This is a genomic window from Pantanalinema sp. (genome assembly GCA_036704125.1).
Taxonomy (GTDB): Bacteria; Cyanobacteriota; Sericytochromatia; order S15B-MN24; family UBA4093; genus JAGIBK01.
Window position 1 is genome coordinate 98,810 of record DATNQI010000004.1, and the last position, 12,388, is coordinate 111,197.

Sequence of the window (12,388 nt, forward strand, 5' to 3'; positions counted from 1 at the left end):
ACGTTCGTTCTCAAGTCATGGCCGCCGGGTGTTATGATCGTCGGCATGATGCGCGTGATCGGCCTGATGTCAGGCACCTCCCTCGACGGCGTGGACGTCTGCATGGTCCGCTTCTCCTCGGTGGCGGGCCGCGTCCTCTTCGAGGTCGAGGCCTTCGAGACCTACCCCCTCCCCGAGGCCCTCGTGGCCCGGGTGCTTGCGCAGATGCGCCCCGAGACCAGCCGGGTCGACGCCCTGTGCGCCCTCGACGCCGAGCTCGGCGCCTTCTTCGCGGACGCCGTCCTGCGCCTGCTTTTCGAGACGGGCGTCGCGCCCGAGGCGGTGGACCTCGTCGGCTCGCACGGTCAGACGATCTACCACCTGCCCCACGGGCCCCACCCCTCGACCATGCAGCTCGGCGACGGCTCGTTCATCGCCGTGCGCACGGGCATCACCACCATCAGCGACTTCCGGATGGCCGACATGGCAGCGCTCGGCCAGGGCGCGCCCCTGGTGCCCTACGCGGACCGGACGCTGTTCGCGAGAAGCGATCGTGCGATCGCCCTGCTCAACCTGGGCGGCATCGCCAACGTGACCCTGATGAGTCCCGGCGGCGATCGCCTCATGGCCTTCGACACGGGCCCCGCCAACATGGTCGTCGATCGCTTCGTCCAGCGCATGACCGGAGGCGCCCAGCGCTACGACGCCGAGGGCCGGATCGCACGCTCTGGCCGGGTCCGCCCCGGGCTGCTCGACCACTGGCTGCAGCACCCCTTCTTCCTGCGCCAGCCCCCCAGGTCCACCGGGCGCGAGGACTTCGGCCACGCCTACGCCGACGCGCGCTACGACGAGGGCTTGGCCGCGGGGGTGAGCGCGCCCGATCTGGTGACGACGGCCACCGCCCTCACCGCCCACAGCGTGGCCCAGGCCCTGCGCGCCTTCGCCCCGCCCTCCCTGCGGCCCGCCGAGATCCTCGTGAGCGGAGGCGGCGCGCGCAACCCCGTCATGATGGGCTTCCTCGAAGAGGCCCTTTCCCCGGTGAGCGTCGTGCCGCTCGATTCGCGTGGCGTCTCGGGCGACGCCAAGGAGGCCCTCGCCTTCGCCCTCTTCGCCTACCAGGCAGCCAGAGGCCTCTTCAACCATGCCCCCGACGCCACCGGAGCGAACGCCCCTCTGGTCCTCGGCAAGATCGCCCCCGGCCGCAACTTCGCGGGCGTCAGGCTTCGAGCCGCGTCGGCACCCGAAGCCGGCACCGAGAGCCCCAACCCCCTGAGCCGGGACCTGGACCTCATGGCCATCCCCGAGATCCTGGAGGTCATGAACCGGGAGGACGAGCGCTGCATCGAGGCGATCGCCGCTGCCCTGCCCCAGCTCTCGACGCTCGTCGAGCGAGTGGAAGGCGCGCTTGCTCAGGGAGGCCGCTTGTTCTACGTGGGGGCCGGCACCAGCGGGCGCCTGGGGGTACTGGACGCCTCCGAGTGCCCGCCGACCTTCTCGACCGAGCCCGAGCGGGTTCAGGGCCTCATCGCCGGCGGCGACTTCGCCCTGCGCAACGCGGTCGAAGGGGCCGAGGACGACCGCGAGGCCGGCGCCAGGGATCTCGCGAGCCGCGGCCTGAACGCCCTGGACGTGGTGGTGGGGATCGCCGCGAGCGGCCGCACCCCCTACGTCCACGGCGCGCTGGCCTACGCGCGCGAGCAGGGTGCGGGCACGGGCCTCATCGCCTGCAATCGCCTCGCGGAGCGCCCTTCGTACGTCGACGAGCTGGTGGAGCTGCCGGTGGGGCCCGAAGTGCTGGCCGGCTCGACCCGCCTCAAGGCAGGGACCGTCACCAAGCTCGCCCTCAACATGGTCTCGACGGCCGCCATGGTGCGACTCGGCAAGGTCTACGGCAACCGCATGGTCGATGTCCGGGTCTCCAACGCCAAGCTCACCCGCCGGGCCCTCGGCCTGGTGCAGGAGCTGGGGCGGGTGAGCGCCGCGCGGGCCGAGGTCCTCCTCGAAGCAGCCGGCGGCCAGGTCAAGACCGCGGTCGTGATGGCCCGTGCGGGGCTGGGGGCATCCGAAGCCCGCGCGCGCCTCGAGGACGCAAGAGGTCGGCTGCGCGCCGTTATTGGCGATCCGCTCGCCTGAGGGCCTCGTCCGGTCGTCACCCTCTGATCCTTCTCACCAGCGGGCGCGCGATTCGCACCCTCGGAGGTTCCCGGATGAAAAGAATCGGCGCCATTTTGCTTGCCATGCTGCCGGCAACGCCTGCTTACGCGAGCGCGGTCACCGGCTACGGCGCCTCCGACGGCATCGGTGCGGTGCCCCTCACGAGGGGCACCGCCCTTCTCGATTGCCGCATCAACTTCGTCAGCCCCAACTCCCTGGCCGTGCCGGTCGTCAGCGTGGTCACGTGCCTCGCTGAGGGCCTCGAGTTCGGCGTCGGCACCGGCCTGAATGTCTCGGACCTCGGTGCGACGAACCGGACTTCGCTCGAGTCGGTCTACCCGTGGCTAAAAGCGTCGCTCCCACTTGGCAGGGATTCCCTGAAGACCGGGGTGGCGCTCGGCACCCTCATCCCGGGCATCAACTCCACCAGCGAAGCCCTGCCGGGAGTGACGGGCCTGGTGGACTGGGGCTGCGGCCCGGTGACGAGCGGCGTCAATTTCGGCTACGCCAAGGGGCTCTCGAGCGGGACCAACCTCGCGGCGGGCAACCTCAACTTCACCCTGCCCATGGACGGCCTGAGCCTCTACGAGGAGCAGTTCGTCAACTACCCGATCGGCGGCTTCGCCAACGGCGGCATCCGTGTCAGCCTGAATTTCCCGGTCTCGAAGCGCCTGACGTTCGACGTCTCGCCCGCCGTCCTCTGGGCTAACGGCGCCGCCGGCACCATCTGGTCGTTCAATCCCAATCTCGGCTTCGCGCTGAGCTTCTGATCGGGCCTCGCGCAAGTGGGAACCGCCCCAGCCGAACCATCCGGAGTCTTGCCGCGGTGGGCAATGCCCGGCGGGTCCGGGACGATCGGCCTTGAGACCCCTTGACGTTTGGTCGGTTCTATTGCGTCATGGTGGCATGCAGCATCAAGCCATGACCCAAGCGCAAGCCCAGTACTTCATCGAGACTGCCTGCTGCCCGGCATGCCAGTTCGAGCGCCTCAAGCGCGGCATCAACCTCAAGGAGGGCTGGTGGCTGTGCGGGACCTGCGAGATCTGGTGGAGTCCAGCGAACGGCGGCTAAAAGCGAGCGTTGTACTCGATGGCCCCGCCGCTCTGGCCGGTCTTGCTGTCGTGGAAGGCGCGGGCCGTGAGACTCGAATCCTTGTTGATGCGGTAGTCCACCCCGAGGCTCGTCTCGAGGCCCTTGTCCTGGAAGCGGTAGCGCTCCTCGGCGAAGGCGGTCAGGTCGCCTTCGGGCGAAGTGTAGTCGAGCCGCAGCCCCGCAGCATGCGGGCGCACGACGGACTTGTCGCCGGTCAGCTCCGCGTCGAAGCGGCCTCTCACCTTCAGGGTGTCGCTCTCGAACAGGGTGCCGCTCGCCGCGTTGAACGAGATGGGCTTGCCCGTGCGACCCGCCCGGTCATGGAGATAGTAAGCGGCTCCCGCCACGGCGACTGAGGCGAGGGCCCCCACCAGGACCGGATCTTCCTCGAACTTCGCCTTGAGGGCGTCCTTGGCGATGTCCGTGACGTCTTTTCCGTCCTTGAGGATCCGGTCGAAGCCGAGCTGGCCGCTGCCGTCGATCTTGAGCTGCACCTCGTAGCCGCCGCCGGCCACCCAGAAGGCCATCTCCCGCAGGGCGACGTCGCGCTCGCCGGTCACCGGGTTCACCCCGATGGGCGGCAGCGGCGCGTAGCGCTGGCCGGGCGAGACCGTGTACTCCCTCCCGCCACCGGAGAGGTCGGCGAAACGGACGTGCTCGATGCTGAGCGGGGGGCGCTTGAAGGGGGCCGAGCCCCCGATATCGGGGAGACCATCGACGAGCGAGGCCTGCGTGCGCTCCACGCCCGGGACCAGGGCGAGCTTGACGATCTCATCGGCGATCGCATCGCCTGCGTTCGCCTCGCTCGCGGCGCGCGAGGAAAGCGCCAGCGCATCGCTAGTCAGCGCGAGCGTTTCGGGCTGGGGGGCGGGGGCTTCCGTCTTTGCCCGCGGGCGCGCAGCGGAGACGGATGGCGAGTTGCTGGCGTTGTTGACGGCTTTCCCCATGGCTTCCCCCTGTCGGCGAAAAACGAGCGTAGGTTCTATATGCCCGAAAGGAGCCTTCATCTGACCTCCCGGCTCGCTTGAGATCGGGCGCGAGCGGAAAGGAGCGTGGGGGCTAAGCAGATCGATGTGAAACGAAGCGTTCGCTTGTTTCCCCGCCCCACCGGGGGGCGGGGAGGACCAGGCAGACGTTCGATTCAGGCAAGATATGCTCAGTCCTTGAGGCTACCGGCGAGCATCCCTTGGATGAAGTAGCGCTGCCCCGCGAGGAAGACCCCGATGGCAGGCAGGATCGCGAGCGTGGTGGCCGCCATCAGGGTGCCCCAGTCGGTGATCTCCCGGAACGAGGCGCGGTAGGCGGCAAGTCCCACCGGCAGGGTCCGCATGGCGTCCGAGTTGGTCACGACCAGCGGCCAGAAGAACGAGTTCCAGCTGGCGATGAACGCGAAGATGGCAAGCGTCGCGATCGCGGGCACCGCCGTCGGGAAGGCGATCCGCCAGAAGGTGCCCCACGGCGTGCAGCCGTCCAGCTTCGCGGCCTCCTCGAGCTCGGCCGGGAAACTCAGGAACCACTGGCGCAAGAGGAAGACCCCGAAGGCCCCGAACAGCCCCGGCACGATGAGGGCCCAGTAGGTGTTCACCCACCCCAGCCGGCACATCAGCCCGAAGAGGGGCACCACGTTGACCTGCGGCGGCACCATCATGGTCGCGAGGAACACGAGGAACAGGGCGTCGCGCCCCCTGAAGTTCAGGCGCGCGAAGGCGTAGGCCGCCATGGCGCCGGTGACGACCTGCCCCAGGACCGTGGTGACCGAGACGAGCGCGCTGTTCAGGAAGTACCGCCACAGGGGGGTGGCGGTGAGGGCCCTGGCGTAGTTCTCCCAGGCGACGGGGGCGGGCCACAGGCGCGGCGGGTAGGCCATGGCCTGGGCGTTCGTCATCAGCGAGGTCGCGACCATCAGGACGAAGGGCAGGGCCATTGAGGCCGCTCCCGCGAACAGGACCAAGTAAGCAAGTGTTTTCTTCATTCGTACACCACCCAGCGCTTGCGCAGCCCCCACTGGACCAGCGTGATGGCGAGGATCACGGCGAAGAGGACGTAGGCGATCGCCGACGCCTTGCCCATGTTGAAGTAGGTGAAGGCGTTCTGGTAGAGCCAGTAGACGATGACGTTCGTCTGGTTCATGGGGCCGCCGCCCGTGAGCATGTACACCGCGTCGAAGGCCTGGAAGGCGTTGATCAAGGACACGGTGGTCACCAGGAAGACCGTCGGCGACAAGAGCGGCAGGGTGATCCCGAAGAAGCGCTGGGGCGCCGAGGCCCCGTCGAGCATGGCGGCCTCCTCGTAGTGGCCGGGGATGGCCTGCAACCCCGCGAGGAACAGCATCATCGTGTAGCCGAGGCCCTTCCAGACCGTGACCAGCACGATCGAGGGCATCGCCCAGCGCGGGTCCGAGAGCCAGTAGACCGGGGCCAGGCCGAAGGCCTTGAGCGCCAGGTTCAGGGCCCCGAAGCGCGGATCGAACAGCCAGCCCCAGACGATCGCGATCGCCACCATCGAGGTGATGTAGGGCAAGAAGTAGGCCGTCCGCAGCAGGCCACGCCCCCTCAGCTTCCGGTTGAGCGCCACCGCGAGCAAGAGGCCGAGCGCCACGTCCAGGGTCACCGTCAGGCCCACGAAGCCGAGGGTCTGCCCCATGACCCGGTAGAAGCGGCTGTCCGCGAAGAGGTCCGCGTAGTTCGCAAGCCCCACGAAGCGCGGCGTCCCGAGCAGGTTCCAGCGCGTGAGGCTCAGCCAGAACGACCCTATGACCGGCAAGAGGTTGAACACGGCGATCCCGACGACGCTGGGCAGCAAGAACAGCCAGGCCCAGCCCGCGTCCGGCCCAAGTAGGCGCTGCACCGTTCGTTTCGCGCTCACGGCTGCCCCAGCAATTCGTCGATGCGCGCTGCTGCGCGCTTCAGGACGGGGGCTGCGGCCTCTCGCCCCGCCCACAGCGGCTCCAGCTGCTGGTCGAGCTCGTTCGAGACCTCGTTCCAGTTCGGCGGCGTGCGCATGGGGCGGCCGGTCTCGATCGCGTCCACGAAGGCCCGCGCCCCCTTCGGGGCCTGGGCGGCGTCAAGGAAGCGGGGGCTCTCGGCCACGTCCCGGCGCGCGGGCACGATCAGGCCGCCCCCGGCGAAGGTCTCGCTCGCCCTGCGCGAGGCGAGGAACTTCACCAGCTCCCAGGCCGCTTGGGGGTGGCGGCTTTCGCGGGCGATCGCCCACCCCGACGCGTCCACGTCCACCACCGAGCCGGCCTTGCCCCGCGGGAAGGGGAGCACGTCCCAACCGAACGTCAGGTTCTTGCGGAAGCCGGGCACGCTCCAGCGGCCGCTGACGAACATGGCGAGCTTGCCCTGGGCGAAGAGCTGGGCCATGGGGGCGTTGCCCGTCTGGGTCTCGTTCGGCGCCGCATGGGGCGCGCGCTGCGTGTCGGCGTAGGCCTGCAAGGCCGCGATCGCCTCGGGAGAGGCCAGGGTGCTGCGCGAGAGGTCCGCGCTGAACATGTCGCCTCCGGCGCTCCAGACGTACGGCATCCAGAACAAGGGGCGCTTGTCGAACGAGATCCCGAAGGTATCGAGCGCGCCGTCAGCGTCCGTGTCGCGGGTGAGGCTCCGGGCGAGTCGGCGCATCTCGTCGAGGGTCCAGCTCGGCTTGGGCAGCGAATGCCCCGCCTCCGCGAGGCGATCGGTGTTGACGTAGACCACCAGGTTCGAGAGGTCGCGTGGGATGGCGTGGAGCTTGCCCCGGTAGCGCATGGCGTCGAGCGCCTGCGCGAAGAAGTCCGAGGCCGCAAGATCCGCGTCCTTCGCGAGCAGCGGCCCCAGGTCCGCCAGGGCGTCCGACGAGGCGTAGGCGGGCAAGTTCCAGTTGTTGAGGAAGACCACGTCGGGCATCTGGCCGCTTGCGACCATCACCGGCAGCTTCTGGAAGTAGCCGTCCGGGACGTGGACCAGCTCGACCGGCGTCTCGGGGTGCGTCCGCTCGAACTCGGCGATCAAGGGCTTGAGCAGCGCCACCTCGTCCACGCTGCCCCAGGTGGCGAACCGGATGGCCCTCTCGTCCGGGGGCATGCATCCGGCCGCGAGCAGCGCGAGCCCGAGCGCCAGGCAGCGATGAAGGCGCGCCACTACACCCCCAGCGCCACCGGGAGGCGGCCTGGCATCGGGATCTCGCCGGCAACGCCCGAAAGCGCGGCCTGCTGGGATGCGGGATGGTCGGAGTAGGCGCAGACGAAGGCCGCCGCGCCGGGCAGCTGGTTCGCGAGGTAGGGGTTCGAGAAGCTGAGCGCGACCACCGCATGCCCCGCCCCCGCGAGGCGCTCGAGGAAGGCCGCGTGCGCGGGGGCGAGATCGATGCGCTCCTTCCAGGCCTTGATGGTGCTGAAGACGGCGCACAGCACCGGCTGGCCGGGGTTCAGGCGCGAGGCGATCGCCTCGAAGTCCGCGTCGGTGCTCTCGCGCTTCAGCACCCGGGGCGCCGGCAGAGCGCGCGCCGAGAGCGCCGACACCCAGGGGGCGAAGGCCTCGGCGTCATCGTCGTCGTCGATGACCAGGTGAAAGGCCAGGCCAGGGTCGAGCGGCAAGGCTCCGGTTCGCGCCTGGAGCACGCTCAGCGCCCCCTCGGCGACTTCGCGCGCCAGGGCCTGCGCCTCGTGGCGAAGGGTCGCCGGGTCCACGCCGGGAATCATCGCGATCACGCGCTCTTTCAGCGCGAAGACCCTTGCAAGTGAGCGATCGATCCGGGCCTCGTCGAGCTCTCCTGTCTCGATGGCCCCGAGCACCGCCGAGAGGGCCCGCTTGGGGTCGGGCGGCATCAAGAGCACGTCGCAGCCGGCCTTCAGGGCCTCGACCGCGGCCTCCTCCGGACCGAAGGCGCCGGTCACCCCGCCCATGATGAGGGCGTCCGAGACGACGAGGCCCTCGTAAGCCAGGGTGCCGCGCAGACCGCCCTGCAGGATCGGCGCCGAGAGGGTGGCCGGGCGACCCGAGGGATCCAGGGCCGGCACCGCCACGTGCGCCGACATGACGCTCCCCACTCCGGCTGCGATCGCCGCCTCGAAGGGGACCCACTCCAGGGCCGAAAGGCGCGCGGGGCTGGCGCATACCGTCGCAAGGCGGCTGTGCGAGTCGTCGGAGGTGTCGCCGTGGCCGGGGAAGTGCTTGGCGCATGCGATCGCGCCGTTCTCCTCGCAGCCCCTCACGAAGGCCGCGACGAAGGCCGCCACCCGCGAAGGGTCGCCGCCGAAGCTGCGCACGTTGATGATCGGGTTGTCGGGGTTGCTGTTCACGTCGGCCACCGGCGCGAGCACCCAGTTGACCCCGGCGTTCCGGGCCTCCAGCGCCGTCAGGCGGCCGAGGCGACGGGCGAGGTCGGGATCGCCCGTGGCCCCGAAGGCCATGGCGTGAGGGAAGCGCGAGCCCTCGTCGAAGTGCTGGCCCGCCCCCATCTCGAGGTCGGCTGCCACGAGCAGGGGAATGGGCGCCGCGGCGCGCAACCGGTCCAGGAGGGCACGGTCGTCGCGTCGCTTGTCGAAGATGAAGCCGCCCCAGGCGTGGGCCTCGAGGTCGTCACACGCCCTCTCGCACGCCTCGGCATCCGACGAGGGAAGGGCCAGGCAGAAGAGCTGGGCGACCTTGACGGCGAGCGGCAGGTCGCCGAGCGCCGGGAGGCTCACGCGAGCAGCTCGTCCGTGGAGAGCGATCGCTGCAGCTCCAGGGCCTCCTCCACCACGTCGGGGGTGCAGAAGTCGAGGCGCACCAGGATCTCGCCCAGCTGGCCGCCGTGGCGGCGCTGCTCGTCGAGGGCGTCCAGCAACTGCAGGTAGCGCAGCTCGCCGTTGGAGACGAGCAGCTCGCCCAGCCGGATCTGGATCTTGTACTCGCGCAGGCAAGGGATGAGCTGGTCGAAAGGAAGGCAACCGAGCTCGACCATGATCTCGCCGATGCGCAGGTGACGCATCTTGGTCTCCTGGAGGGCGAGGCCCGCTCGTAGTTGCTCCGAGGTGATGAGGGACTTCGAAATCAGGAAGTCGCCAAAGAACCCGGCTTGAATCTCTTCAATGAAGGCTTCTTTCTGCGTGGTCAACGTGTTCCCCCTTCACCGCGCCTCACGGCACCATGCCCCGCATGGGGCACGCCATTCTCCGAGCAAGAGTATACCCAATCGGTGGCTCGGACAAATCATCCCGGCGGGTTTCGGTCTAAAATGAGCATCGAGACGAGGGGGCACGACGAGGGGAGAAGCAGATGCTTGCAGGGTCAAAGGCGAGATTTGGAGCGGCGATCGCGGGGGCCATCCTCATGCTCAACGGGTGCAGCGCGGGCTATCTTCTCAAGCAAGGCTATGGCCAGGCCTCCTTGCTCTTCCAGCGCGAATCCATGGCCGCCGCGCGCACCGACTCGCGCCTGAGCGACGAAGAGCGGCAGCGACTCGACGTGGTGAGCCAAGCGAAGGCCTACGCCATCCGGGCCATCGGCCTCAAGCAGAGCGGAAGCTACGACCAGGTGATCGTGCTCGATCGCTCGGCCGTCACCTACGTGGTCGCGGGGGCCCCCAAGGACAAGCTCGAGCCCTACCTCTGGCACTTCCCCGTGGTCGGGGCGGTGCCCTACAAGGGCTTCTTCGATCGCGCCGAGGCGATCGCGGAGAAGGAGGGGCTCGAGGCCAAGGGGTTCGACGCGTACCTGCGCGGCGTCGCCGCCTTCAGCCTGCTCGGCTGGATCCCCGACCCGCTCTACTCGCCCCTCTTGAAGTACGAGGCGCCGGTGCTCGCCAACACCATCATCCACGAGCTGACGCACGGGACGGTCTTCCTGAAGGGGGAAGCGAGCTTCAACGAGGGGTTCGCCACCTTCGTGGGAAACCAGGGAGGAATCGGCTTCATGCGCGAGCGCTACGGCGCCGATTCGGCGGAGGCCCGCTACGCGGAGGGCATGGTCAGGGACGAGCGAAAATTCACGGCCTTCCTGCAGACGCTCGGCGCTCGGCTGCGCGAGCTCTACGCCTCGTCGCGCACGCCGGCAGAGAAGCTCGCCGAGCGCGAGAAGGTCTTCGCCGAGGCCCGGGCCCAGTTCGCCTTGATCCCCTTCGAGACCGATCACAATGCCTGGTTCGGGAAGGCGACGCTCAACAACGCCTTCCTCATGACCCTCTTGACCTACCAGTCCAACGCGGATCGCTTCGAGAAGGTGTACGAGCGCCTGGGGCGGGACTTGCCGGCCATGGTGCAATTTTTTCGGGACCGGGTCGCCAAGCAACCCGATCCCGAGGCCTACCTGGATCGCTGGCTGAAGTCCTAGAAAACCGAAGGGACGGCCGATCCGACCTGGATCTCGCTGGTCGCGATGAAGAAGACATCCGAGTGAGGAGCCACCGAGACCATGCTCAGGTCCTCGTCCAGGACATCGACCATGACGTTGCATCCCGCGCAGGAGAACTCCTCACCACTGACGGTGTCGGCCTTGAGGGGCCGGTGGCAGAAGGGGCAGCTGAAAGCGGTCTTGATCATGGATTCATCCTCCTGGAGGGTATCTTCCCGGTTCACTTCATATTTAAACACAAACCTTTGTAAACTTGCCTGCTTGTGAATCCTGCTCGTTGTGGGTAAAAGCGGCTCAACGCAACGGTTTGGAGCCGTGAAAAGATTCGAAATATTTCTTTACAAACCCTTGCTTCTGTCTTGCGCGCTGCGCACTTATCGTAAGAACGATGGAGATTTAACAAGGGCTTGATACTATTCGACAACCCTTAACACGCCTGCGACCATAACAAGCGAAGAGGAAAGGAGCGTCTGCATGGGAAACACCAGCATTTCCTCGGGAGGCATCAACGCCATCTTCGCCGAGGCGGTCATCGGCCGTAAGACCGAAGAGATGGAGCCCGTCGCCAAGCCCATCGAGGCGATCGCCGCCGGTGCCATCGAGGATCGCTCGGCCCCGGCCGTGCCGGACCACAAGGACATCGTGCCGATCGGCCAAGACAGCAACCTCAAGCTCGGCAGCCTCTCCGCGCCCGCCCCGGCCTCCAACGACACCAAGCAGGGCGGCTGGCTCGACACGCTGCTCGGCGGCGCGCCGGCTCCGAACGTCGATTCCGACTTGCTCGCGCAGATCTACCGCAAGCGCGATGCGGCCCTCAAGGGCGAGGTCGATACCTCGCCCATCACCGCCAACAAGGCAGCCCCCCGCCAGAACGACAACTGGAAGAGCAGCGGCCTCTATGGCCCGGGCGCGAAGGGCAGCGACAGGCAGCGCGCGATCCCCGGCTACAAGATGGACGCCCTCGAGGCGGAGTTCGGCAAATTCCACGGCATCGGGCGCAACACCAATCCTCGCAACGCGGCGGGCCCCTTTGGCGGCATGCACCTGAGCGAAGCCTACGACAAGCTCTGCGCGGGCGACATCGCGGGCGCCAAGCAGTGCTACCAGACCGCCTCGAAGACCGTCTCGCCCATCATGCTCGATCTCAACGGCGACGGAAAGCTCGGGACCACCGGCGTCTCGACCGCCAAGGAGCGCATGACCGGCGAGATCGGCAAGACCGTCCAGTTCGACATCGACGGCGACGGCACCAAGGACAACATCGAGTGGATGAAGGGCGACGGCGACGGGATGCTCGTCGATGACTCGGACGGCGGCGCGACCAAGGCCCTCAACACGGACGGCGAGATCGACGGCACCCGGCTCTTCGGGGATCAAGGCGGCAAGTTCGACAACGGCTATGAGAAGCTGAAGCGCTTCGACAAGGACGGGGACGGCAAGCTGACCGGAGCCGAGCTGAACGGCCTCAAGGTCTGGGTGGACGACGGGGATGCCCGTCTCGGCCAGGGCGAGCTTAAGAGCCTGCGGGATCTGGGCATCACGGAGATCTCGGTGGTCATGAAGCTGCAGCAGAACGAGCGAGGCGAAGACCTCATGCGCTCGAGCTTCACCCAGAATGGCCAGTCCAAGGTGACCGAGGACGTCTGGTTCGCCGACGCCTCGAAAGGATAATCGACGCCTCGACGAGGCAGGCGCCCCTCATCGGAGCGATTAAGGAGCAAGGCAATGGGCAACACGAGCATCTCTTCCGGCGGCATCTCCGCCATCGTCGCCGGAGCCGTCATCGGACGAAAGACCGATGAGATGGAGCCCGTCGCCAAGCCCCTGGAGGCCATCGTCGCCGACGGCATCCA

Annotated in this window: 12 protein-coding genes; 5 read left to right on the forward strand and 7 right to left on the reverse strand. The window is 68.0% G+C overall.

Translation table 11 applies throughout. From position 1 onward, the window contains the following. The first annotated feature begins 33 nt into the window (after positions 1-33). The 3 genes from V6D00_00740 (at position 34) to V6D00_00750 (ending at position 3,204) form a co-directional block, all read left to right on the forward strand. Positions 34-2,112, forward strand: coding sequence for an anhydro-N-acetylmuramic acid kinase (locus tag V6D00_00740; GenBank protein ID HEY9897681.1), 2,079 nt, complete (start codon positions 34-36; stop codon positions 2,110-2,112). Between the two features lie 104 nt (positions 2,113-2,216). Beyond that, positions 2,217-2,903 (forward strand): hypothetical protein, encoded by a 687-nt coding sequence (locus V6D00_00745; GenBank protein HEY9897682.1) that lies wholly within the window; start codon positions 2,217-2,219, stop codon positions 2,901-2,903. Between the two features lie 151 nt (positions 2,904-3,054). After that, a complete protein-coding gene (locus V6D00_00750; GenBank protein HEY9897683.1) occupies positions 3,055-3,204 on the forward strand; it encodes a hypothetical protein in 150 nt (49 codons plus the stop codon). Here V6D00_00750 and V6D00_00755 read toward each other — a convergent pair. From V6D00_00755 to V6D00_00780, 6 genes are all read right to left on the reverse strand, one after another. Further along, complete coding sequence (locus V6D00_00755; GenBank protein ID HEY9897684.1) at positions 3,201-4,172, reverse strand: hypothetical protein; 972 nt, start codon at positions 4,170-4,172, stop codon at positions 3,201-3,203. The genes V6D00_00750 and V6D00_00755 overlap by 4 nt on opposite strands. 209 nt (positions 4,173-4,381) lie before the next feature. Next, complete coding sequence (locus V6D00_00760) at positions 4,382-5,149, reverse strand: carbohydrate ABC transporter permease (protein HEY9897685.1); 768 nt, start codon at positions 5,147-5,149, stop codon at positions 4,382-4,384. Between the two features lie 44 nt (positions 5,150-5,193). After that, positions 5,194-6,090: a sugar ABC transporter permease gene (locus V6D00_00765; protein HEY9897686.1), complete on the reverse strand. Its 897-nt coding sequence runs from the start codon at positions 6,088-6,090 to the stop codon at positions 5,194-5,196. Beyond that, complete coding sequence (locus tag V6D00_00770; protein HEY9897687.1) at positions 6,087-7,343, reverse strand: sugar ABC transporter substrate-binding protein; 1,257 nt, start codon at positions 7,341-7,343, stop codon at positions 6,087-6,089. Before V6D00_00770 ends, V6D00_00765 begins: the two co-directional genes overlap by 4 nt. Continuing rightward, on the reverse strand, positions 7,343-8,890 hold the full coding sequence (locus tag V6D00_00775) for a glycoside hydrolase family 3 protein (protein ID HEY9897688.1): 1,548 nt from the start codon (positions 8,888-8,890) through the stop codon (positions 7,343-7,345). Before V6D00_00775 ends, V6D00_00770 begins: the two co-directional genes overlap by 1 nt. After that, positions 8,887-9,300, reverse strand: coding sequence for a hypothetical protein (locus V6D00_00780; protein HEY9897689.1), 414 nt, complete (start codon positions 9,298-9,300; stop codon positions 8,887-8,889). The genes V6D00_00775 and V6D00_00780 overlap by 4 nt, the downstream gene beginning before the upstream one ends. A 161-nt stretch (positions 9,301-9,461) precedes the next feature. Between V6D00_00780 and V6D00_00785 the strand changes: the two genes are divergently transcribed. Continuing rightward, positions 9,462-10,514 (forward strand): aminopeptidase, encoded by a 1,053-nt coding sequence (locus V6D00_00785; GenBank protein ID HEY9897690.1) that lies wholly within the window; start codon positions 9,462-9,464, stop codon positions 10,512-10,514. Here the strand turns inward: V6D00_00785 and V6D00_00790 are convergent. Next, on the reverse strand, positions 10,511-10,723 hold the full coding sequence (locus V6D00_00790; GenBank protein HEY9897691.1) for a hypothetical protein: 213 nt from the start codon (positions 10,721-10,723) through the stop codon (positions 10,511-10,513). The genes V6D00_00785 and V6D00_00790 overlap by 4 nt on opposite strands. Before the next feature lie 286 nt (positions 10,724-11,009). On the opposite strand from V6D00_00790, the gene V6D00_00795 reads away from it, so the two are divergent. Next, entirely contained in the window at positions 11,010-12,206 is a 1,197-nt protein-coding gene (locus tag V6D00_00795; GenBank protein ID HEY9897692.1) for a hypothetical protein, read from the forward strand. The last annotated feature ends 182 nt before the right edge of the window (positions 12,207-12,388 follow it).